This is a genomic window from Spirosoma liriopis, from assembly GCF_023196085.1.
GTDB lineage: Bacteria > Bacteroidota > Bacteroidia > Cytophagales > Spirosomataceae > Spirosoma > Spirosoma oryzicola.
Genome location: NZ_JALPRF010000001.1, coordinates 697,182 through 720,245, shown reverse-complemented (window position 1 = coordinate 720,245; position 23,064 = coordinate 697,182). Strand labels below are relative to the sequence as shown.

Annotated in this window: 21 protein-coding genes; 10 read left to right on the top strand and 11 right to left on the bottom strand. The window is 49.0% G+C overall.

All coding sequences use genetic code 11. From position 1 onward, the window contains the following. Positions 1–24: 24 nt before the first annotated feature. From M0L20_RS03055 to M0L20_RS03045, 3 genes are all read left to right on the top strand, one after another. Positions 25–306 (top strand): hypothetical protein, encoded by a 282-nt coding sequence (locus M0L20_RS03055; RefSeq protein ID WP_232559385.1) that lies wholly within the window; start codon positions 25–27, stop codon positions 304–306. 150 nt (positions 307–456) lie between these two features. Beyond that, a complete protein-coding gene (locus M0L20_RS03050) occupies positions 457–705 on the top strand; it encodes a MoaD/ThiS family protein (protein ID WP_248475623.1) in 249 nt (82 codons plus the stop codon). Positions 706–760: 55 nt separating this feature from the next. Then, positions 761–1,171, top strand: coding sequence for a molybdenum cofactor biosynthesis protein MoaE (locus M0L20_RS03045; protein WP_232559383.1), 411 nt, complete (start codon positions 761–763; stop codon positions 1,169–1,171). Positions 1,172–1,193: 22 nt separating this feature from the next. Here M0L20_RS03045 and M0L20_RS03040 read toward each other — a convergent pair whose 3' ends face one another. After that, entirely contained in the window at positions 1,194–2,324 is a 1,131-nt protein-coding gene (locus M0L20_RS03040) for an endonuclease/exonuclease/phosphatase family protein (protein WP_248475622.1), read from the bottom strand. Between the two features lie 186 nt (positions 2,325–2,510). Here M0L20_RS03040 and rimP point away from each other — a divergent pair, with 186 nt between their 5' ends. The 5 genes from rimP to M0L20_RS03015 all read left to right on the top strand — a co-directional run bounded on the left by rimP (position 2,511) and on the right by M0L20_RS03015 (position 11,000). Next, positions 2,511–3,023, top strand: coding sequence for a ribosome maturation factor RimP (gene rimP, locus M0L20_RS03035; RefSeq protein ID WP_248475621.1), 513 nt, complete (start codon positions 2,511–2,513; stop codon positions 3,021–3,023). Between the two features lie 77 nt (positions 3,024–3,100). Next, positions 3,101–4,345 (top strand): transcription termination factor NusA, encoded by a 1,245-nt coding sequence (gene nusA / locus M0L20_RS03030; RefSeq protein ID WP_232559380.1) that lies wholly within the window; start codon positions 3,101–3,103, stop codon positions 4,343–4,345. Positions 4,346–4,513: 168 nt separating this feature from the next. Then, positions 4,514–7,924 carry a translation initiation factor IF-2 gene (gene infB, locus M0L20_RS03025; protein ID WP_248475619.1) on the top strand — a complete coding sequence of 1,137 codons (3,411 nt, stop codon included), beginning with the start codon at positions 4,514–4,516 and terminating at the stop codon, positions 7,922–7,924. A 197-nt stretch (positions 7,925–8,121) separates the two neighbouring features. Further along, complete coding sequence (locus tag M0L20_RS03020) at positions 8,122–8,826, top strand: metallophosphoesterase (RefSeq protein WP_248475617.1); 705 nt, start codon at positions 8,122–8,124, stop codon at positions 8,824–8,826. Positions 8,827–8,912: 86 nt separating this feature from the next. Next, positions 8,913–11,000 (top strand): BatA domain-containing protein, encoded by a 2,088-nt coding sequence (locus M0L20_RS03015; protein WP_248475615.1) that lies wholly within the window; start codon positions 8,913–8,915, stop codon positions 10,998–11,000. 43 nt (positions 11,001–11,043) lie between these two features. On the opposite strand, the gene M0L20_RS03010 is transcribed toward M0L20_RS03015, so the two are convergent. Continuing rightward, on the bottom strand, positions 11,044–11,565 hold the full coding sequence (locus M0L20_RS03010; protein WP_248475607.1) for a dihydrofolate reductase: 522 nt from the start codon (positions 11,563–11,565) through the stop codon (positions 11,044–11,046). Between the two features lie 105 nt (positions 11,566–11,670). Beyond that, on the bottom strand, positions 11,671–12,594 hold the full coding sequence (fmt, locus tag M0L20_RS03005) for a methionyl-tRNA formyltransferase (protein ID WP_248475605.1): 924 nt from the start codon (positions 12,592–12,594) through the stop codon (positions 11,671–11,673). Between the two features lie 311 nt (positions 12,595–12,905). Between fmt and greA the strand changes: the two genes are divergently transcribed. Together greA and M0L20_RS02995 are read left to right on the top strand one after the other, a co-directional pair. Next, a complete protein-coding gene (greA, locus tag M0L20_RS03000; protein WP_232559374.1) occupies positions 12,906–13,379 on the top strand; it encodes a transcription elongation factor GreA in 474 nt (157 codons plus the stop codon). 83 nt (positions 13,380–13,462) lie between these two features. Continuing rightward, on the top strand, positions 13,463–13,852 hold the full coding sequence (locus M0L20_RS02995; RefSeq protein WP_232559373.1) for an HIT family protein: 390 nt from the start codon (positions 13,463–13,465) through the stop codon (positions 13,850–13,852). A 76-nt stretch (positions 13,853–13,928) separates the two neighbouring features. On the opposite strand, the gene M0L20_RS02990 is transcribed toward M0L20_RS02995, so the two are convergent. From M0L20_RS02990 to M0L20_RS02955, 8 genes are all read right to left on the bottom strand, one after another. Beyond that, positions 13,929–14,387, bottom strand: a complete 459-nt coding sequence (locus M0L20_RS02990; RefSeq protein WP_232559372.1) for a VOC family protein — start codon at positions 14,385–14,387, stop codon at positions 13,929–13,931. 14 nt (positions 14,388–14,401) lie between these two features. After that, the gene (locus tag M0L20_RS02985; RefSeq protein WP_248475603.1) at positions 14,402–16,402 is read right to left on the bottom strand and encodes a M1 family metallopeptidase; all 2,001 of its coding nucleotides are present in this window, start codon (positions 16,400–16,402) and stop codon (positions 14,402–14,404) included. Positions 16,403–16,456: 54 nt separating this feature from the next. Continuing rightward, positions 16,457–17,107, bottom strand: coding sequence for a DUF4230 domain-containing protein (locus M0L20_RS02980; protein WP_232559370.1), 651 nt, complete (start codon positions 17,105–17,107; stop codon positions 16,457–16,459). Positions 17,108–17,290: 183 nt separating this feature from the next. Continuing rightward, positions 17,291–18,901 carry a ribonuclease Y gene (gene rny, locus M0L20_RS02975; RefSeq protein WP_232559369.1) on the bottom strand — a complete coding sequence of 537 codons (1,611 nt, stop codon included), beginning with the start codon at positions 18,899–18,901 and terminating at the stop codon, positions 17,291–17,293. 97 nt (positions 18,902–18,998) lie between these two features. Continuing rightward, positions 18,999–19,313: a cell division protein ZapA gene (locus M0L20_RS02970; RefSeq protein WP_232559368.1), complete on the bottom strand. Its 315-nt coding sequence runs from the start codon at positions 19,311–19,313 to the stop codon at positions 18,999–19,001. A gap of 21 nt (positions 19,314–19,334) precedes the next feature. Next, positions 19,335–19,643, bottom strand: coding sequence for a hypothetical protein (locus M0L20_RS02965; protein ID WP_232559367.1), 309 nt, complete (start codon positions 19,641–19,643; stop codon positions 19,335–19,337). Between the two features lie 111 nt (positions 19,644–19,754). After that, positions 19,755–22,184 carry a phenylalanine--tRNA ligase subunit beta gene (pheT, locus tag M0L20_RS02960; protein WP_248475596.1) on the bottom strand — a complete coding sequence of 810 codons (2,430 nt, stop codon included), beginning with the start codon at positions 22,182–22,184 and terminating at the stop codon, positions 19,755–19,757. Between the two features lie 96 nt (positions 22,185–22,280). Further along, positions 22,281–22,916, bottom strand: a complete 636-nt coding sequence (locus tag M0L20_RS02955) for a DUF1684 domain-containing protein (RefSeq protein WP_248475595.1) — start codon at positions 22,914–22,916, stop codon at positions 22,281–22,283. Between the last annotated feature and the right edge of the window lie 148 nt (positions 22,917–23,064).

Genomic DNA, 23,064 nt, shown 5'->3' with positions numbered 1-23,064 from the left:
TAAGTTCACAAACACTCAACTACTATGAAAAAATTAATGCTGCTGGCTGCTTCACTGATGTTCACGATCACCGTTGCTTCAGCTCAGGACACAAAACAAAACGCAAAAGAAACGGCTCGTCAAGCAGGTCAGACAGTTGATGCTGCGGCTGATAAAGCAGGTCGTGAGACAAAAAAAGCTGGCCGGAAGGTATCGAATGCCGCTAAAAATACGGCCGAAGACGTAAAAGACGGTACAAACAAAGCACTTAACAAAGCGGATCGGAAAATGAAAAAAGCCGAACGCAAAATGGATAACTCGAAATAACGAATCTTTGTCGTTTTTTAAGAGTAAAACGGTACCGTTACTATAAAGTAATGGTACCGTTTTTTATTGGCCAACTGAGAAACTTCATTTTGCCCTCGCAACGTTATCACCACAACGTTGCTTACCATCCTATATAATTTATTTTACTTGATGAACACCCCAGTTTCGGTACTTCTGTTTGGTATTACTCGTGACCTGACCGGTCAATCAGCTGTGTCTGTGCCGGTTAGTGAAGGCGCCCGCGTGAGTGACCTGCTTGATCAACTCTATCAGGAATACCCCAAATTGTCTGGCATTCGGTCCTTGTTGGTTGCTGTCAATGGCGAGTATGCGGAAGTAGATCAGGTGCTTACCAGCAAAGACGAGATTGCGCTGATTCCGCCCGTTAGCGGAGGTTAGTTGTAATCCGGTTACTGTAGCCCACTTTTCTTCTACTGGTAATTTTTCTTGTACCATGATTTCTCTAACTAGCGATCCCATTGATGTTGCTTCGGCTCTTACGTATCTGCAATCCGATCAGGCGGGAGCACTTGACTTATTTCTAGGCGTTGTCCGCGACAACACACAGGAACGCCCGGTCGACCGGCTGGAATACGAAGCTTATGATCGTATGGCGATCAGCGAAATGCAGAAAATTGCGGATGAAGCGCATCGTCGCTGGCCTATCCTGCGCTATACAATCATTCATCGAAAAGGCGTATTAGCCATTGGCGAAACGGCTATCTTCATCGGGGTCGCAACTGCGCACCGTGCGGATGCTTTCGACGCATGTCGGTTCATGATCGACACGATCAAACAAACCGTGCCGATTTGGAAAAAAGAGGTTTTTACGGATGGTGAAGTCTGGGTCAACGCGCACCCCTAAACCCACGGAAGCATCTGGTGGATTACTTCTTCGCTTTGTTGATTAAATACGTACCCGCAATTGGATAATGATCTGAATAGCTGACGTAGTTAATCGTCTCAAAGTTTAGCAAAGAAATCTGTGGGTCGTGGAACTGGTGGTCGATGCGGATAAAGCCTGGTAGTTTATTATAACTGAAGCCAAAACCACGACCGGCATCTTCGTAACTATTCGGAAGTATGCGACGCATGCGCTCATAGACGACACTGTAGGGAGTGTCGTTATGATCGCCCGTGACGATCACCGGAAATTCGCTTTCCCGGATGTGTCGTTCAACCTGTTGCACCTGTTTACGTCGCTCGATGAAACCATAGCGGAGGGCACTGAGAACACCGTGCGTTTCGTGTTTGACACCGGTCAGTTTTTCCTGACGAAGCACTTTCCCAACCCGGATGCCCATTGATTGCAGGTGAACGTTGATGACGCGTACGGTATCATTCCCCACTTTTATATTGGCCCAAACTAAGCCGTTTCCTCTGCTGAATATTTCCCGTCCCGAGTGAACGATTGGGTAAATAGAAAAAATAGCTACGCCAACCGATCCGTTGGGCACGTTGGTCATCTCGGGATGCAGAAAAGCAGAATAGCTATAACCAGCTTCGCGTAATCTCCGAACGGCGTCGTAGTCGGGTGTTGTTGTTGACGAAAAAAACTCCTGAAAACACTTAACCGGAGCATCATACCTTACGGTGTAATCAATTATTCGTCGTACCCTAGGCGATCTGCCGATCCGCTCCCATTCAGTATCCAGTCCAAACGACTGGACATTATAACTAAATATTTTTAGCGGGATATAGTTGTTGGTCAACACTCCCGGCGAATTCCAGACAAAGGTTCGCTGGCCAAATAACAACACCCCGATAATAAGTACCAAACCCGATAGCCAACTCCGCCAGGGACGCCAGGTAAGCCAAAGTATGATGCATATACCGTTGAGAAGCCAGGCTACAGGTATTGAAATCATGACCATGCTGGCTGTCCAGTGTTCTGTAGGCAGCGAGTGTAAAAGCCAGTAGCTTAACAGGGTATATAAAGCAAGTAGTAAATTGAGTGACCAGAATAAAGATCGAAAAAAAAATGTAACGAGTCGACCAAGTTGGAAACGTACCGACATAGCGTTGTTGAGCAGCCCAAAATTCGTTTTCGGGCTAAAATTAGGGCATTAGCCAGACAAACACGCTATGTGACGCCGACGAGGGAGTTGCAAAACCGCAAAACATACTGTATATTTGCCCCATAATTACCGTATGGCGTTAGTGAAAAAAGGGAGTCAAACTCCCTTTTTTGTTAGCCCTACCTTATGGACGATAAAGCACAAATAACCGAACTATTACAGCCTTACCTGAACAATGGACAAGTTTACATTGTTGATGTTCAGGTAGTTGGCCGGCAGGGTGGTCGAATTAAGGTTACCATTCTGCTGGACAGCGATGCTGGGATTACCATTGACGAATGCGCTGACATCAGCCGTCGGCTGGGTTTACAGATGGATGAGTCAAATTTCTTCGGCGAAGCTCCATTTACACTCGAAGTTTCTTCGCCGGGTGTCGATTTTCCATTAACGTTTCCACGGCAGTATATTCGTAATATAGGCAGAAACCTCGCCGTTTTGCTGACCAATGGTACAACCTATAAGGGCAAACTGGAATCAGCAGATGACACGGGTATTGTGTTGATTATTGAGCCGGAAAAGAAACCTAAGAGCAAAAAGAAGAAAGAAGCAAATCTGACTGTTGAAACCCCCGTTTCTGGCCCCGTGTCAGTGCCGTTTGAACAGATCAAGAAGGCTGTCGTAGAAATATCATTCAAATGAAGTCGTAAGGGCTAGCCATTAACGAAGGTACAAACACTCGTTGATGAACGCTTTACGAAACTAGACGAAACACTACCATGACCAGTGGATTATTAATCGAATCGTTTGCCGATTTCGCCCGGTCGAAAAACATTGACCGCCCCACCATGATCGCCATTCTGGAAGATGTCTTCCGGACGATGATTCGCAAAAAATACGGTACCGATGAGAACTTTGACGTGATCATCAACGCCGAAAGCGGTGATCTGGAAATGTGGAGAACGCGGGAAATTGTGGACGACGACTCAGAGGATATTTGGGATTATGATAAAATTCCACTCGCTGAGGCTCGCAAAATCCAGGACGACTTCGAGGTTGGCGAACAGGTTGCCGAAGAAGTGAAGCTGGAAGATTTTGGCCGTCGGGTCGTACAAACCGCTCGTCAAACGCTGATTCAGAAGATAAAGGATATGGAGAAAGAACTCCTTTATCAGAAATATAAGGATCAGGTGGGTGATCTGGTTACGGCTGAGGTGTATCAACTCCTAAAGCACGAAATCATCCTGGTTGATTCGGAAAATAACGAGCTGAGCTTACCTCGGACAGAGCAGATTTCGAAGGACCGGTACCGCAAAGGCGAACCCGTAAAAGCGGTTGTAAGCCGTGTTGACATGCTCAACGGTACACCCAAGATTATTCTGTCGCGCACTTCTCCCGTTTTTCTGGAGCGGTTATTTGAAGTCGAAGTTCCGGAAATTTATGACGGCTTAATCTCGATTCGTAAGATCGTCCGGGAGCCGGGCGAACGGGCTAAAGTAGCTGTTGAGTCGTACGATGATCGTATCGATCCCGTAGGTGCCTGTGTTGGGATGAAAGGATCGCGTATACACGGTATTGTGCGCGAGCTAGGTAACGAAAATATCGACGTTATCAACTATACCGAAAACCTCGAACTGCTGATAAGCCGGGCGTTGAGCCCCGCCAAGATCAGTTCGATGCAAATCGACCGCGATACGAAGCGCGTATCTGTTTTCCTGAAGCCTGATCAGGTTTCGTTGGCAATCGGTAAAGGTGGCCAGAATATTAAACTGGCGGGCCGACTGGTTGACATGGAAATTGATGTCTTCCGGGATAACGAAGGCCATGAAGACGACGAAGACGTTGACTTGATGGAGTTCTCCGACGAAATCGACGAGTGGATGATTGATGAACTTCGTAAAGTTGGTCTCGATACCGCCAAGAGTGTACTTGCCCTGAGCAAAGAAGAACTGGTGCGTCGTACCGATCTGGAGGAGGACACTGTCGAGGAGATTGTAAATATCCTCAAGCAGGAATTTGAGTAGGCCTGATAAACGATTGCCGAGTTAGAGATGAAGGCTGAAATAATACGCAGTTAGTCCTCACTTTTTAACTTTTCATTCTTCATTATCAGGAAAAGGGATTTTTATTGCCCTAACTGTTGTTCATACCATATCAACAACCATTAAATTTGCCGAATATAGACCGAACGTATGGCAGAAGATAAGTCAATGCGCCTGAGCCAAGTGGCAAAAATTCTCAACAAAGGACTTTCCTCTGTTGCGAATAGTCTGTCTGCCAAAGGGTTTAAGGTGGAAATTAATCCTAACACCAAAATCAACATGGAACAGTTGGAGGTGTTAGCGAAGGAGTATAAATCAACGGAACTCCTGAACGGAGCTCGCCGGTCCGAACCGTCGGTTGCGGTCGCCGAGCCACCGCGTCGTCGGGAGGAAGAGGTTATTTTGTACCGTCGTGATGACGCAGGTCGTCCTATTTCGGACGCGAAGGCGGACGCCCCTAAAACAGACGTCCCTCGGGTAGACACTCCTAAACCAGTGTCAGCCGAGTCAAAACCAGCTCCGCAAACCGCAGCAACCGGTTTGCCAGGGCTAAAAGTGATCGGCAAAATTGATCTTAACGCGAAACCAGCTCCGGCGGCTAAAGCTCCGGCTCCGCAGGTAGCGAAACCAGTAGAAACACCTCGTGTAGAGCCAGCTCAAGCGGAGGTTGCCAAACCAGTAACACCACAACCGGTAGTTGCACAGCCGCCTGTAGAAACACCGAAGCCGGTTCAACCTGCTGAGGTTAAGCCTACCGTTACACCACCTGTGGCAACCCCTGCTCCTGCGGTAGCTCCCAAAGTGGAGACTCCTCAACCAGCACCCGTTGCGCAGCCTAAAATCGAGCCAGCTCCGGTCGCTCCTGTTCAGCCACGGCCTGAACCAGCGCAGCCAGTAGCTCGTACGGAAGCTCCTCGTGTGGAGACCCCTAAACCAGCTGAACCTGTAAATAATCCAGTTGCCAAGGTGGAACCGACGCGTCAGGAGAATCGTGATACTACTGCAAGCAGTCAGCCAAAAGCTGCTGCCCCTGTGCCAACTCCTCCAGTCGCGAATGACGCTGAGGAACCAGCAGCTAAAACCGAGACAATTCGGGCGGCTGGTAGCCATCAACTTGGTGGTTTGAAAATTCTTGGCAAGATTGAATTGCCTGTCAACAACCCGCGTCAGGGTGGTGGTGGCAATAGCAACGCCGATAAGAAAAAACGGAAACGCATTCGCGGTGGTCGCGATGGAGCTGTTGGTGGTACCAACCAGCCGAATCAAGGCGGTAATCAGCCACAAGGCCAAGGTAATCAAAACCGGAATGACCGTGGACCTCGTGACGGGCAAGGTGATCGTAGTCCTGTAAACCGGGATAACAACCGGCCGCAGGGTGATCGCAACCAAGGTGGACAACGGGATAACAACCGACCACAGGGTGATCGTAACCAGGCACCGGCAAACCGTTCTGCGAATTCGAACAATAACGCCCAGCCGCAAGGTCAGGGTAACCAAAATCGGAACGCTCAGAGCCAGCCTTCGTCAGACAACCAAAATACCAACAACCGGACAGGTGGTGGTAATAACAACAATGGTCGTAGCGGTGGAAACCGTGATCGGGCAGGTGGTGGCAACAACAGTGGCCGTAGCGGAGGAAACCGTCGTGAAGCACCTACGCAAGCTGATGTTCGTAAGTCGATTCAGCAGACAAACGCCCGGATGCAGGGTAATTCGCCCAACCGGGGAGCTGACCGCCGACGTGACCGCCGGGCCGACCGGGCTGAACGTGATCGTTTAGCCAGCGAACAGGAGGAACTGGAAGCAAAAATCCTGAAAGTAACGGAGTTCGTATCGGCAAACGATCTGGCTTCGCTTATGAACGTGTCGATCAACGAAGTTATCTCGGTTTGTTTGAACCTGGGTATGTTTGTCTCGATCAACCAGCGGTTAGATGCGGAAGCGATCACGGTTATTGCGGATGAATTCGGTTACGATGTACAGTTTGTATCGGCAGAAGATGAAACGGAAGCGGGTATTGACGTAACAGCGGACGAACCGGATGAACTTCAGCCTCGTGCGCCAATCGTTACGATCATGGGTCACGTTGACCACGGTAAAACGTCGCTGCTTGATTACATTCGTCGTGCAAAAGTAGCCGCCGGTGAAGCCGGTGGTATCACGCAGCACATCGGTGCCTATAGCGTGAAAGCGACTGACGACCGGATGATCACGTTCCTTGATACACCGGGTCACGAAGCCTTTACGGCCATGCGGGCACGGGGTGCGAAAGTAACCGACGTCGTTATTATCGTAATTGCGGCTGACGACAGCGTGATGCCGCAGACGCGTGAAGCAATCAACCACGCACAAGTAGCCGGTGTACCTATTGTATTTGCTTTCTCGAAAGTAGATAAGCCGGGTGCCGAAGCTGACAAAATACGGACGGAGCTATCGGCTATGAACTTCCTCGTTGAAGAATGGGGTGGTAAGTACCAGGCTCAGGAAATTTCGTCTAAGTCAGGTATGGGCGTTGACGATCTGCTTGAAAAAGTACTGCTCGAAGCCGAATTACTTGAACTGAAAGCGAATCCGGACCGTCGGGCGCTTGGTACCGTTATCGAAGCATCGCTCGACAAAGGCCGTGGCTACGTATCGACAGTACTGGTTGAAAATGGTACGTTGCGTCAGGGAGATGTCATGCTTGTCGGTGCGCACTACGGTCGCATTCGGGCTATGACAAATGACCGGGGTGAGCGGATCAAAGAAGCAGGACCAGCACAACCCGTTCAGATTCTTGGGTTGCCAGGTGCTCCGCAGGCAGGTGACAAGTTTAACGTGATGGAAACGGAGCGCGAAGCCCGCGAAATTGCTAACAAACGGGAGCAGCTGCTGCGCGAACAAACGCTACGTACCCGTAAGCACATTACACTCGAAGAGATTGGCCGTCGGAAAGCGATTGGCTCGTTCAAAGAGCTTAATGTGATTGTGAAAGGTGACGTGGACGGTTCGGTCGAAGCCTTGTCGGATTCCTTGTTGCAACTGTCTACGGAAGAAGTTCAGGTGAACATCATCCACAAAGCGGTTGGACAGATTTCCGAGTCAGATATTCTGCTGGCATCGGCTTCGGATGCGGTTATCGTCGGCTTCCAGGTGCGGCCATCGGCTAATGCCCGACGGTTGGCAGAACAGGAACAGATTGAAATTCGTCTGTACTCAATCATCTACGACGCGATCAACGAAGTCAAAGATGCTATGGAAGGTCTGCTAGCACCAACCACAGAAGAGGTTGTGACTGGTAATATCGAAGTCCGTGATGTGTTCAAGATCAGCAAAGTCGGTACAGTAGCCGGTTGTTATGTGACGGACGGTATCATCAAACGGAACAATAAAATCCGGGTTATCCGCGACTTTATCGTGATTCATACGGGTGAAATCAGCGCGCTGAAACGGTTCAAAGACGACGTTAACGAAGTGCGTTCAGGCTACGAATGTGGTTTGAGCGTCCGAAACTTCAATGACATTGAAGTGGGAGACACGATCGAAGCGTTCGAAATAAAAGAAGTGAAGCGTACGTTGTAATTCATCTCAACCAACGTTCTCAAGGTAGCCCCAGTCGTTTTTTTCGACTGGGGCTTTTTTTGTGGTTATGATTTAGTTACTGGAAAGGTACGTTAAATGATAGCAAGCATGGGTAGAACTGTTTTAGTGATGTACTTCCTATTGGTACAAACATTGGAGTAAGCGATTGGATAGAGACAAATAAGCGGGGAGCAGCGATGAAAATGTTAGTGATAAGTGATCTGCACGGACGAACTATATGGCGGGAAGCCGCTATTGCCGACCATGATCAAGTTATTTTTTTAGGTGATTACACGGATAGTCGTGTTTTCGACGATTCAACCATCTATGAGAATTTAAAAGCGATCATCCAGCTTAAAAGTCAAACGCCTGACAAGTTTATACTGCTCATCGGAAACCACGACGCTCAATACCTGCATTACCCGCATTACCGGTGTTCTGGCTTCCGCAGCAATGCACAGCCAGAGTTAAGCGCGATGTTTCGAGAATACAACCATCTGTTTCAGGTGTCTTATCAGCTTGGTGCCTATTTATTTAGCCATGCTGGCGTAACAAACAAATGGTTGGCACAACTATTGGCGAAAGCTGGGCAGGAGGCAATGTCAATTGAGCCTGGTTACGACCTGGCGGGATTACTTAACGCTGTCCACAAACAACCCTGGGAGATGCAACGGATTTTATTTGAGGTCGGGCCAAAACGTGGAGGTAATGACGTCTTCAGCGGTCCTGTCTGGGCTGATCGTTCAGAAACTATTGTCGACTACCTACAGGGGTTTCACCAGATCGTCGGGCATACACCAACGGATACGTTCAGAACAATTGGCGATGCGATCAGCTCGATAACGTATACAGACGTGTTACAGACCAAAACAGCATTTTATGAAGTCATAATCCCTGATTAACTTGGGTTGTAAAAACCAAATTCATAGCTTGAGTCGTTACTAAGTAAGACCCGCGTTCGCGCACTCATTTCCTTGAAACACCCTGAATGAATTTCCTATATCCTTCGTTCCTTTTCGGCCTGCTGGCTGTATCGGTTCCCATTGCAATTCATCTTTTCAACTTCCGTCGAACGCGTCGGGTGTTCTTTACCAATGTTGCTCTGCTGCGTACCGTTCAGACCGAAACAAAGTCGTTCCGTCGGTTAAAGCACTGGCTTATTCTGGTAGCTCGCTGTTTATTCCTGATTTGTCTGGTACTAGCGTTTGCGCAGCCGTTTATTCCAAGTAAAAACAAGCTGGGCTTATCGCGGCAGGGCGTTACGAGCCTTTATCTGGACAACTCATACAGTATGCAGAACGAGCGGAATACGAAGCGGTATCTGGACATTGCTACCGGAAGGCTAGACGAGTTACTGACGCTGTTTCGTAATGCGACATCGTTACAATTGCTCACCAACGATTTCTCGACGGCGGAGCAGCAAACGGGCTCTGCGGAGTCTGTGCGCGACCGGGTTACGTCCGTGCGGTTTGCCCATACACCCCGAACGCTCGAAACGGTTTACCGGCGTCAACGAAATCTGCTAGCTAGTCTTAATCCAGGGGGGCGTAATCAACTGTTTTGGTTTTCCGATTTTCAGAAAAGCACCGTCGGCGATTTGTCTCGCTTGACAATCGATACTACAGATCGCGTGTTTATTGTCCCACTGGATGCACAGGCTACAAAGAATGTTTACGTGGACTCCGTTTGGCTCAGTACGCCTTTCATTCGTGAACAACAGAACAACAGCTTGAACGTAAAACTAAATAACGGAGGTCGTGAAAACGTCAAGAACTTGCCTGTGCGGTTGTATCTGGACGATGCCCAGACGTCAACGGCGTCGGCAACGTTGCTACCGGGCGGTTCGGCTACCGTATCTCTAAACTTCAACGTGACCAAGAAAGGATACCATCGGGGACGGATTGTCTTCGAGGATTTTCCGATAACCTTCGACAATCAGTATTTCTTTGTCATTGAAGCATCTCCCGCCGTTCGGGTGCTGCACTTGTTTGAACAAAAGTCGGGGGCTCCCGGTCGCCCAACGGATTATGTGGACGCGGTTTACTCGAATGACAGCCTGTTTGTTCGCCGGAGTTTTAACGCACAGAACTTCGATGTTGGTCAGCTCAAAGAAACAGATTTAGTCGTGCTGGAAGGTGTTACCCAGGTCAACGGGGCGCTGCGCACGGAGTTAGAACGGTTTGTTCAGCAAGGCGGTAGTTTGACAATTATTCCGCCTACAAACCCCGATATGGCTTCGTACAAGCCGTTTCTGAACACACTCGGCGTCGGTAATGCGCAAAGTACGGTGAGTGCTGCCGGCGCGAATCCATCAAGCTTACCTATTGCCGACCCCGACCGGAGTAACCCATTTTTTCGGGATGTTTTCCAACAAAGTTACCAGTCGGAGCCATTGAATATGCCTAGCGCGGCCCCGGTCTGGCGGTGGAGTGCTGGTGAGCGGTTGCTTAGCTTACGGGATGGGAATCCGATGCTGACGCGCTCGAGAACAGGTCAGGGAAGTGTGTATATTCTGGCTAATCCCTTGGCAAGCACTTATGGTAATTTGGCCGAACACGCTCTTTTTGTGCCGGTTATGTATAAGATGGCCGCTCTTAGCATTCGGGCACAGCGGACAGCTTATTCATTCGAGGATAACTTGATCACAATTCCCGTTTCAAATCCGTCGGAGCGGGCGGTTTATAAGTTGAAACACGACAAGCTGGAAATTATTCCGGTGCAGCGCACGGTAGGAAACCAACTGTTGATTGAAATGCCTAAAAGTAACGAGTTGTCGGCGGGGCAGGCGGTAGAAGCGGGCTATTACGAACTGCAACTCGATGGTAAAACCGAGCGCTTATTGGCATTCAACCACGGCAACAAAGAATCCGTTATGGATTTTTATTCGGCTGACGAGTTGCGCCGGGCTTTTGCTAATCAGCCTAACGTCGAAGTCTTCGATAGTATTCAGGACGGCGATTTTGTGCAGGTTCTGGAGCAGGAAAACTTAGGGCGCAGCTTATGGAAATACTTTTTGCTGGCGGCCTTAGCGTTCCTGCTGATCGAAGTTGGCCTGGTACGGTTTATGAAAGGCTAGAGCCTGCTGAATTCTGACCTCGTAAAAAGCAACTGATGCCTGATCAGTTGCTTTTTCGTTCGTACTCTACAAAGTCAAACGAAACCTGATGTCGTTCGTCGGCTGGATGCGGGCGTCGGCTAACTTCCTGCCAATCGTTTTTGCTGAAAGAAGGGAAGGAGGTATCGCCCTCGTAAGCTTTCTGGACTTCGGTTAGATAGAGCGTCGTGGCAATAGGCAGGGCCATCGCGTAAATCTCCGCACCCCCAATCACAAAGATTTCGTCCGTCGGTTGATGCTCCGCGTGGTGTTGGAGCGCTTTTTTTGCTTTATCAATCGCATCGTCGAGTGTATGCACGATAATAACCCCATCTGCCGAAAAATCCTTATTGCGCGTAATGACAATGTTGGTGCGGTTTGGCAAAGGCTTCCCGAGCGAGTCGAGCGATTTACGACCCATGATGATGGGGTGATGATTGGTCTTACGCTTGAAGAAAGCAAAGTCATCCGGCAAGTGCCAGGGCAGGTCGTTGTCACGCCCGATAGTACCGTTTTGCGCAACGGCGGCAATCAAACTAATTTTCATACAAATAAGTTGAGACTTGGTCTACTGTTAATTACGCTCACCTGTTTGCGCCTTTGTAGGAATCGGTTTAGAGAAACTGACTTCACCGTTCAGTACTACCAACAATCAAAGGCGATTACCTCGTAAAAACTCTTCGGCTGTCATGCGTCGTTTTCCCTCGGCCTGTAGCGAATCAAGACTGAGCCAGCCATCGGTAGCCCGGATTAAGATCGTCTTTTTGTTATCGGTATAAGCTTCGCCAACTTCAGCCGTGAAGGGCGATTCGTTGGCTAGCGAAACGGCATAAACCTTAAAGAACTTGCCATTTATCGTTGTCCATGCGGCTGGATAAGGCGACAAGCCACGCACAAAATTTCGAATGATTATCGTTGGCTGATTCCAGTCTATTTCGGTGGTTTCCCGGCTAAGTTTAGGGGCTGCTTTCAACTCGTCGGTTGTCGGCTGGGGAGTACGTGGATAGTCTCCGGCTTCGATAGCCCGAACCGTTTTTAGGACCAGATCGGCACCGCGTTCCATCAACCGGTCGTGCACTGTTCCGGCTGTATCGTCGGGGTATATGGGTTCGTTGTCTTGAAAAATCATCTGACCGGTATCAATTTCTTTCTCGATGAAAAAAGTGGTAACGCCCGTTTGGGTTTCACCGTTGATGATGGCCCAGTTGATGGGAGCGGCTCCCCGGTACTGAGGTAGCAGAGAACCGTGTAAATTGAACGTACCGACAGTAGGCATAGACCAGACAACTTCGGGCAGCATTCGAAAAGCCACGACGATTTGTAAATCAGCCTGATAGCTAGCCAGTTGTTCCAGAAACGCCGGATTACGAAGCTTTTCGGGTTGTAGCACGGGTAAATTAGCTGCTTCTGCTGCTTTCTTAACGGCGGACGGAGTGAGCTGCAATCCACGTCCGGATGGTCGGTCTGGCGCAGTAACAACGGCAACGACATGACAACCACCGCCCAATAGCCGCTGTAAGCTGGCAACAGCAAAATCGGGCGTACCCATAAACACGATGCGAAGTGGTTTATCCATAATTTGATAACTCAGTTTTTACCCTAGCTGATGAATCAAGTGTTGATATAGCCGGGAAGTATTTCTATTTTTGTCTCAGTGATGCGTTGCCCAAACGGACTAAGTCAGGATTGATCGATTAGCAAACGGTTCTACCCATGCGACGAAAAAATTACTATATTCCCAAAGCGCTCGCTTCGGTTATCCGACGGCGACACTGACACGGCTGCAAAGAAAACCAATTTGGTTGCAGAACGGTCGGTGTACCGTTCTTTTTGTTTTTAGGAGCGATCCTAGCCCAATATGAATAAACGAGTAAGTATGTAAGTATTATGGCAAAGATTTCATATTATACCGAAGAAGGACTCAACCGGCTTAAGGCGGAACTGAGTGATTTGAAAACTAAAGGCCGGGCTGAAATTGCCCGCCAGATTGCTGAAGCCCGTGACAAAGGGGATCTTAGCGAAAACGCGGAATACGACGCGGCTAAGGACGCACAGGGTCTTCATGAGCTAAAAATATCAAAACTGGAAGAGGTGCTGGCTAATGCCCGTATTCTCGACGAATCAACCATTGACGCTTCGCAGGTATCGGTGCTTTCGAAAGTAAAGATCAAGAATAAAAAGAACGGCGCTGAGATGCTTTACACGCTTGTTTCGGAAGAAGAAGCGGACCTCAAATCGGGGCGTATTTCGGTTGGATCGCCCATTGGTAAAGGATTACTGGGTAAGCGCGTTGGTGACACCGCTGAAATCAAAGTTCCGGCCGGAATTATGGAGTTTGAAGTGGTTGAGATTGCGCGGTAATTAATTTCTTATCCGTTTCAGTCTGAAAAGTCTAGCTGATTTTGTTCCGGAATCGGAAAGCTACCAAACGCTAAAAGTTGATTATGCCTTCTATTTTCTCCCGTATCGTTGCTGGTGAAATTCCGGCCCACAAGATTGCCGAAACCGACGATTATCTGGCTTTTCTGGACGTAATGCCGACCACCACGGGGCACACACTGGTCATCCCGAAAAAAGAAGTCGATTATATTTTCGATCTGGACGATGATCTATATGCTGGGTTAATGGCATTCGCCAAGCAGGTAGCACCGGCCATTGAAAAAGCCATTCCGTGCAAGCGCATTGGCGTTGCCGTTGTTGGATTGGAAGTACCTCACGCGCATGTCCACCTGATTCCGCTTAACTCGATGGCTGACATGAACTTTCATAACAAAATGAAGCCAACTCAGGAAGAGCTGGCGGAGACGGCGGCAACGATTCGGCAGTATATTTAAGGCAAAAAACACAAATACAAAATCCGTTTGAGTAAAGGCTTTATCGCTTCTCTCAAACGGATTTTTCTTTTATGATCTAGTACGCTTTCGTAGGTTTCGCTCCTTCGTTCAACTCGAATAGATAGCCGTCAGGGTCTGAAAAATAGACTTGGACGATGCCATCAAAGCGTACCTGCCGGTGATAAGGAATATTCTGCTCTTTCAGGTATTGCTCGGATTTGTTAATGTCAGCGACAAACAAAGCAAAGTGACTGCCATTTTTATCGTGGTTGATCTGAGCTGTTCGGCCATCCAGCAAGTGGATCTGCTGACCGTCGCCCAGGTCAAACCAGGCACGGATTGCTTTCAGGTTATCAGGAACAGGAAGCGGCTTCAGGCCCATTACGTCACGGTAAAAGGCGGCACTTTTGGGTACATCCTTCACGTGAATAGACAGGTGATTATGTCGTATGATGCCTAATTTGTCTTGTCCAAAAACAGTGCTGGAGAGAAGCGCACCAGCCATGATAAGCATTAAAATGAGTTGTTTCTTCATAGAAACGAAAGTAATCAATGAATCAAAACTACCCGACTAAACTGCCCACTTTCTTGGAGGATAGTGAGGGTATAACGGCCACTGGCTAGATCCCTTAGATTGATGGTTCGTGTATGGTCACCGACGCCAAGCGTTGATTCGGTTAACGTTCGGACCCGCTGGCCAAGCATATTGGTGAGGCTTAATGTGACAGGGCCGGATGCGTATACTGAAAAGTCAACGGTTAATGTTTCGGCGGTTGGGTTAGGGTATACCCGTAGATTGCCCATCAGAGGTTCATTAACCGCGGTGATCGGCGTAATCGTAGACGTTTCAACCGTCTTGAGAATCAAGTTTGCAGGATCAATAAGCAACCCTGTTACGGCTCCGCGAGCTGGTAAGGTAAACGTTTGATCGGCCTGGTCATTGAAGACGGTTACTGTCGTATCGCCCGCTGCCGACTGAATACGCATTTGTACGGGCATGGTGAAGCTGCCAGGATTTGTTGCAATTGCGTTTCGCTGTTGAAGTCGTACGCTTACGGTATTCGTTCCGGGATTGGTCGATACGGTAGCTCTGTAACTCGGATACCCTTCGCCGTAGATCCATTGCTTAAAGAAATAATTCAGCGATTGCCCGTAGACCTGTTCGGCAATGGCCTGAAAATCTTCCGTAACGGCTGATTTGTAGGCAACCGTAGGAGAGGCTGCGTACGCGCGAAGAATAGAGAAAAATGTTTCCTGACCAACAACAGCCCGAAGCATGTGTAACACAACGGCTCCTTTGGCGTAGCTACGGTCAGGGCTAAAAATGTTGCCGAAGTTGGTAATGTCCTGAACGTAGATTGACCCACGCGCTCTTCGTGCCCTGGTCATGAAGTTGGTCATAGTCGATTGATAACCCGCCTGACCATTTGCCGATTCCGCGTAGAGTGCTTCCGCGTAAGAGGCAAAGCCTTCGTTAAGCCAGATATTTTGCCAGTCGCGGCAGGTAATCTTATCGCCAAACCACTGGTGGGCCAGTTCATGCGCGATCACGTCTGACGCAAACGCGTTCTCCTCCATCGACGAAATCGTCTGATGTTCCATGCCTCCATTGCCCCGACCGATCTGCGCATGCCCGTATTTTTCCCGCAGGAACGGATACGGGCCAAAAAGATTAGTAAACAGCTGAACCATCGACGGAGTCTTATCCAACGACGCTTTTACTCGCGTTAATGTTTCGGGGTAAACATAATGGGTGATGGGTAAGGTCGTTCCGCTGGTCGCGAGTGTTGCGGGCGTGTCGTATCGCTCATAGTTCGTCGATGCAACTGAAATAAGATACTGCGCAATTGGATAACTATTTCGCCAGTGATATGTACGTGTACCATCCAAATTGCTCGTTGTGCTAACCAGTATGCCATTCGATACCGACACAAACTGGTTGGGAGCTGTAATCCTGACCGCCGATGAGTCGGCCTTGTCACCAGGGCTGTCCTTGCAGGGAAACCAGTCCGGAGCGCCGTACGGCTCGCTTAGACTCCAGATTACCGGATCATTGGTGGTATCGTGTCTGCCGAAAACAAAGCTATCATCACCAGCGGGAACGCCTTGGTAATAAACAAGTAACGTCAGGGCCTGTCCGGTTGATAGGGGTTGAGCGGGAGTAACGGTCAGCTTATTCTGCGCATGTTGGTAGGAAATTTTCTGATTACCAACTTTCACCGAATCAACCCGAAGTCCTGTGCCAGTGGTGGCTGTGGTCGAGTTTAGATCCAGGAAGAAGCTACTGATGGCAGCTGTGCTTTTAAGCGTAACGGTGGCGGCCCCGCGAAGGTAATTGGGTGTATGGGTCAAATACAGCTCAAGTCCATAGTAAGTAACATCAATGCTCGGGTCACCGGCGTAGGCAACTCGGGCTTTAGGGTTGGATGTGATCCGATTGAAATAGGCCGCTTTATGCTCTTGACAAGCGGCCCCACCCGACGTGTTTATAGGAAGTTGCGCCTGGGCAAGAAAAGGAAAGAAGAGAAGGATGAAGTAGAAAAAACGCATAGTCAGGAAGCACAGATAAGATGCTATACCCCAAACGTTGAACGTAGTAGAAAGTTACTCACCCGTAGTAAGTTGTTTGTAATTGGTCGTATTGTCTGCCTGCGCTTTCAACACGTCGAGCTGACGTTGTTCAGCTTCGGGGAGCTGAAGCTGCCAACCCATCGAACTGGCAAGCTGATACATCATGTACTGAATCTGATTGTTGGCGATTTTAGGCAGATCACTCTGTAAGGCCCGTTCGTTCATAGCCCGCTTTGCTTCGTCAAGAATCTGGGTATAATCGGCTCCGCTGAAATGATTGAGGATGCCCGCCTGAATATCGTAGAATTTATAGTCGGTGTCGATCGACAGTACTTCGGGTTTCGGAAAGGCTTCTATAATTAACTTCTTTTCTCCGTTTTCTGAGGGACGAATCCGAACCTTGGAGAAGTCGAATCCGACCAGAACCTTAGACTTCGCAATGACCATTGCTTTTTTGGGATCGTTAAGCAGGTAAAGAATTTTCTTTTGATCCTGATAATTGTAAATCTCCGAAAAATAGCCTTCAGCCATCACAACCTTGAATACCTTCTCAATGCGTTCCAGCAGCAAGGTCGATTCATGACGAACGTTGGTAACGCCGGAACGACTGCGTAGCGCATTGGCAAGGGCAGCACCCCCGCCGACGCCGACGAGTAACAATAAAACGGTTGTTAAAAAATCCATAGGGATAAAATCAAATGATCGTTTGACGACTACTCCGGGAATATGTCACGCCAATACGCTTGCCGGCAAAAGGTTACGAAGCACACGTCACTGTAGGGAGGAAACCGATTTACTATAAGTTTGTTGCAAGCAAAAAGGGGACCATCGAGGCCCCCTTTTTGCTTGTCACTACTTGTGGTTGTCTTATTTAGCGTAGGCTACTGCCCGCATTTCTCGAATAACAGTTACTTTGATCTGGCCGGGATACTGCATTTCTTTTTCGATCTTCTGCGAAATCTCGTATGACAATACACCTGCCCGCTCGTCCGAAACGTGATCCGCATCGACCATAATGCGTAGTTCACGACCAGCCTGAATTGCGTAGCATTTCGTAACGCCGGGGAAATTACCAGCCAGTTCTTCCAGTTCTTTGAGCCGTTTGATGTACGATTCCATCATCTCCCGACGAGCACCAGGACGTGACCCGGAAACCGCGTCACAAACCTGCACAATAGGCGAAATCATGCTGGTCATCTCAATCTCGTCGTGGTGAGCGCCGATGGCATTGATGACTTCCGGATTCTCTTTGTATTTTTTAGCCAGTTCCATGCCCAGAATGGCGTGGGGCAATTCAGCTTCTTCGGGCCAAACTTTACCGATATCGTGGAGCAGTCCGGCGCGTTTGGCTAGTTTCGCATTGAGGCCCAACTCGGCAGCCATCGTAGCGCAGAGTTTAGCCACTTCGCGGGAGTGCTGAAGGAGGTTTTGACCGTAGCTGGACCGGAAACGCATCCGACCCACCATCTTGATCAGTTCGGGGTGAAGACCGTGGATACCCAGATCAATGACGGTACGTTCGCCAATTTCCACGATCTCGTCTTCAATATTTTTTCGGGTTTTGGCAACAATTTCTTCAATGCGGGCCGGGTGAATACGACCGTCCTGCACGAGCCGGTGTAGCGACAAGCGGGCTATCTCGCGACGAACCGGATCGAATCCGGAGATAATAATGGCTTCGGGAGTATCGTCAACAATGATTTCAACGCCGGTAGCGGCTTCCAGCGCCCGGATGTTACGGCCTTCGCGGCCAATTACTTTACCTTTTACGTCGTCCGATTCAATGTTAAATACGGAAACGCAGTTTTCAATAGCATGTTCGGTAGCCGTCCGTTGGATGGTTTCGATAACCACCTTTTTGGCTTCTTTGGTAGCCGTTAGTTTAGCTTCCTCGACAATATTTTTGATGAACGATGACGCTCGCGTTTCTGCTTCGGCCTTTAGCGTATCAATCAGTTGTTCACGCGCCTGATCAGCGGAGAGACCGGCTATTTTTTCGAGTTGCGCTACCTGATCGGCCAACATGCGTTCCGCTTCCTGCTGACGGCGGTCAACATCTTCCCGGCGTCGGTTGAGAGCTTCAACCTGCTGCGCTACACTATTTTTCTGCTGGGCAAGCTCGTTCCGCTGTTGATTTAACTCATTTTCACGGTTACGTTGCTGATCCGCCTGTTGGTTCAGTTGCTGTTCGCGTTGTTTAAGTTTTGTTTCGTTCTGAAGAAGTAGATTTCGTTTCTGATTGGTGTTCTCTTCAAATTCAGCTTTTAACTTAAGGTACTTTTCTTTTGCTTCGAGCATCCGATCCTTCTTGATGGTTTCGGCTTGCAGTTCGGCATTCTTCAATATAGAAGCGGCTTTTTCTTCCGCTTCCTGTTCGCGTTTGGCATGATCACTCGCCATTGTCCGGCGACCGATCAGTAGCCCAATCCCGCCACCCGCGAGGACGGCAAAGACGGCTAACCAAAGTGGGATATCCATTGTACTTATATCGTTTGGGGTGAACAAATAAACCATTCAACCTGCCGCGATACGAGTGCCCTGTCCGGGGCATTGTGGGGTGGGTGACCCGCCGTTTTTATGTGGTTATGGCCGGCGTGACGACCTGATCTAACTGAGTTATTTTGTCAAACACCATCTGTTGTAATCGTTGCACTTGTCGTTCTCCTCTGAGCTTGGTAATCAGGCAATCGAAAGCTATCCTCGCCAGAGCGTCCTGCGTGTCGCTAATACCCATGTCGCGGTATTGCTTCAGTTCGTCCTGAAGAAGTTTGGCGGCCTCACGCACGATTGATTCCGACTCCGATTCTACAAACAACTTGTAGGACCGGTCGGCAATTTTTACGCGAATAGACAGTTCTTCCATCGCTGCAGTCGGCTCAGATTGGACCATAGGCCCGGAGCCAATTTGGGTTTATGACAAACTACTCAAGTGAGCTATACACCGTTCTAATTCCCGGATATACTCGTCGAGTTGTTTTTTTAATTCGGCATTCGTATCTGTCACAGACAGATTGTTACTTACAATAATACCAAAGTCTTTTGACTTTAGAACCTTTTTCGCTGAATTATCTAGTTTTTTCTGTAACTCTTTTGTTAAGGTTTGTTCTTTTTTTAGACGATCGTTTAAGTCGTCATTTTGCCTTTCCAGTTGCTTTATGTGGCGTTTTGCATCGTCGCATACACCTTTCAACAACCCGACTTTCCGCTCGAGTTGTTCCATTAAGGCTACGATTTGATGCTCACTGACCACGTTATTGCCTGTATGATAGAGTAACTGAGTATAAGCTAAGTCAAGCGTACACAAAAACGTATGCTTATACCCAACGAAACGTTACTTTCGAATGACTGCGCTTAATTCCCGCTCGAAACCGCTCATGAGCCGTTGCATCGTTTTTTCGATAGCGGCATCGGTCAGCGTCTGAGTTGGGTCCTGCAACGTAAAGCTCACGGAGTACGATTTTTTATCCGTACCCAGGTTTTCCCCTTCGTACACATCAAAAACATTTATCGAACGCAGCAATTTACGCTCCGTTTGATGCGCTAGCCGACTGATTTGCTCAAATGTAACAGTCTTATCGATCACCAGCGACAAATCGCGACGAACTTCCGGAAAACGCGGTACTTCTTCGTAACGGGTTTTCGTATTCGCTAGTTTAAGCAGAGCACTCCAGTCAAAGTCAGCGTAAAAAACAGGCTGCTTTAGATCAACCAGTTTTGTTAGTTTTGGTTGCACAATACCTAAGCTGACGAGTGGTTTCTTATTAACCAGATAAGTCAAGCCATACTGGAACAACGCCGGGTCAGCTGGCTGTGTATCAATTTGTTTTATCCGGAACAGATTCAGCACCCGCTGCACGGCCGTTGCCATATCATGGTAAGCTACTGGTTGCCCTTTTTGCAGCCAGCTTTCTGCTTCCTGATTGCCAACCATCGCCAGGCTCAGGCGCATCCGTTCGGTATACTTACTCGTGCCGTCTTCACCCTGTGTTTTGGAATAAACCTTACCGAACTCAAACGTCTTGAGGTCTTTTTGACGACGGTTCAGGTTATAGACGAGTGTTTCGAGCGAAGAAAACAACAGTGTTTGCCGCATCACGGATAATTCTTCACTCAACGGGTTGAGCAAGGTTACGTCCGCGCCGGAAAGCGTCGACCGGATTGCGTCGTTGTAGGTGGGACGAGTAAGCGACAAGGTCAGAATTTCGTAGAAACCGTTAGCCGCCAGCAACTGTCCTACGCGGCTTTGCCACTGATTCGGATCGACCTTGGGAAATTCCGACAACGAGTCCGCGGCCAGATTGACCGACAGAGGCACGTTATCCAAGCCATAAATTCGCAGGATTTCTTCGATCACATCGGCTTCGCGGGTAACGTCTACCCGGTACGGCGGAACGACGGCAATAAAGCTGTCAGGACTCATCTCGTCCGCTTCAATGTCGAGTGCATTCAGAATGCGGTGAATTTCTGTCCGGTCAATCGGAATACCGATCAGTCGGTCGATGTTTCGGTAGCGAACCAGGACTCTGAACGGCTGAATGGGTTCCGGGTACGAATCGCTTATCGCCGAACTTACTGCTCCGCCTGCCACTTCCTGAATCAGCAAAGCCGCCCGCTTCAAGGCAAAGATGGGCATGTTGGGGTCCGTTCCCCGTTCAAACCGGAAAGAAGCGTCGGTTTTAAGGCCGTGATGCTGCGCGGTTTTTCGAACCGAGGTAGGAGAGAAGTACGCTGACTCCAGAAAGATACGAGTCGTTTGGTCACTTACGCCGGAGTCTTGCCCACCAAATACACCGGCAATCGCCATTGGCTTCTCGGCATCGCAGATCATCAGGTCCGTAGCACTTAGTTTGCGCTCAACGCCATCAAGGGTAACGAAAGGAGTACCTTCGGGCAGCGTTTTAACGACAATTTGATTTCCTGCGATCTTAGCCGCGTCGAAAGCGTGAAGTGGCTGGCCGAGGTCGTGACAGATAAAGTTTGTTACGTCAACTACATTGTTGATCGGGTTAAGACCGATGCTGAGCAACCGCTGTTTCAACCAATCGGGCGATTCACCTACGGTCAATCCCGTGATCGTTAAACCGGCGTAGCGGGGGCAGGCTGCCACGTCGTCTACGCGGACATCGATCGTCAGATCATGGTTGCTTACCGAAAAACCGTCTACGGACGGCATGGTTAACGGACGGTTCAGAGCAGCTTTCAGGTCTCGGGCTGTCCCGAAATGCGAAGCCGCATCAATGCGGTTTGGGGTCAACCCAATGGCAATCTGGTAATCAGCTTCCAGGTTGAAATAGCGGGCGGCTGGTGTTCCATTGGGCAGGTCGGTATCCAGAACCATAATACCCGCGTGAGAAGCACCCAAACCGATTTCATCCTCGGCACAGATCATCCCTTCCGAAGCCGCACCCCGAATTTTTGCTTTTTTGATCTGGAATGCTTCGCCGGAGGCTGGATGAAGCGTAGCACCTACCAGAGCAACCACTACTTTCTGCCCGGCAGCCACGTTGGGAGCCCCACAGACGATCAAAAGCGGCTGATCGGCGCCAACGTCTACTGTTGTCAGACTAAGCTTATCCGCGTCGGGGTGACGAGTGCAGGTCAACACTTCGCCGATAACGACGCCTTCCAGGCCGCCCGGAACGGCCTCAATCTTTTCGATGCCTTCAACTTCAAGTCCTGTTCCCGTCAGGATTTTGCCTACTTCCTCCGGTAATTCAGGTAACTCAATATACTCTTGTAACCATTTATAGGAAACTTCCATAGAATGCCAATACGATAAATGCCGTAAAGGTAAGGAGAATTAGGAAGGAAGCGGAAACAAGAGTTCCTCAGTTTGTCTTTTCTACCAGATTTCAGATTAGTGATAGCGCTCGCCGGCTTTTACGGCCGTCGTCAGCTTGTTTTCCGCCGGAGGCAGTGGGCAGGCATAAGTCGGGTTATAGGCACAATACGGATTATAAGCCGTGTTGAAGTCCAGCAACACTTGCGAATCGGTCAGTTGCGCGGGATTGATTTCCAGATAGCGACCTCCACCATATGTTTCCTGGCCCGAAGTCGCATCGCGGAAAAGGATCGAATACGTATCCTGAACGCGTACAATCAGTAGCCTGCATGTCTCGCCGTTAAGATTGAATACCGCATGCGCAAACTTATCATACACCTCTTCGGAACCGTCGCTCATCCGCACGACAAGCTTTTGGGTTTTATCAGCAAAGGGTTCTAGACGGGCGGTGACGCGATAGGCAGGGTCAGCCGGGAAATAGGAAAGACCGTTGAAGCTAGCTTTATCCGGTAGCGGTGAATCTGCACCGGTCTTGAATGTCTGATCTTTCTTTTCCCGCTCCTGCTTTATCTGCTGGCTATAGGCTTCACGATCGACCGACGCGTCAAGCGCTGCCGAAGAGCTGGAACCCGCGCCGTCAAAAAAACTGAAGTACACAATAACGAAGCCTAATAGTACCAGTCCTACCAGCAGGTATTTGTTTTTTAGCATGAGTATGTCGAGCAAAAAGTCAACTACAAAGGTAAGTTTATCATACTAACCTTGGCGAATTAGACGCTTCTTTGATAAGAAAACCGTACACTGAGTAATATTAACATAGGGCTCATTCGTCTATTAAGGCATTTTTTCTATATTTGAG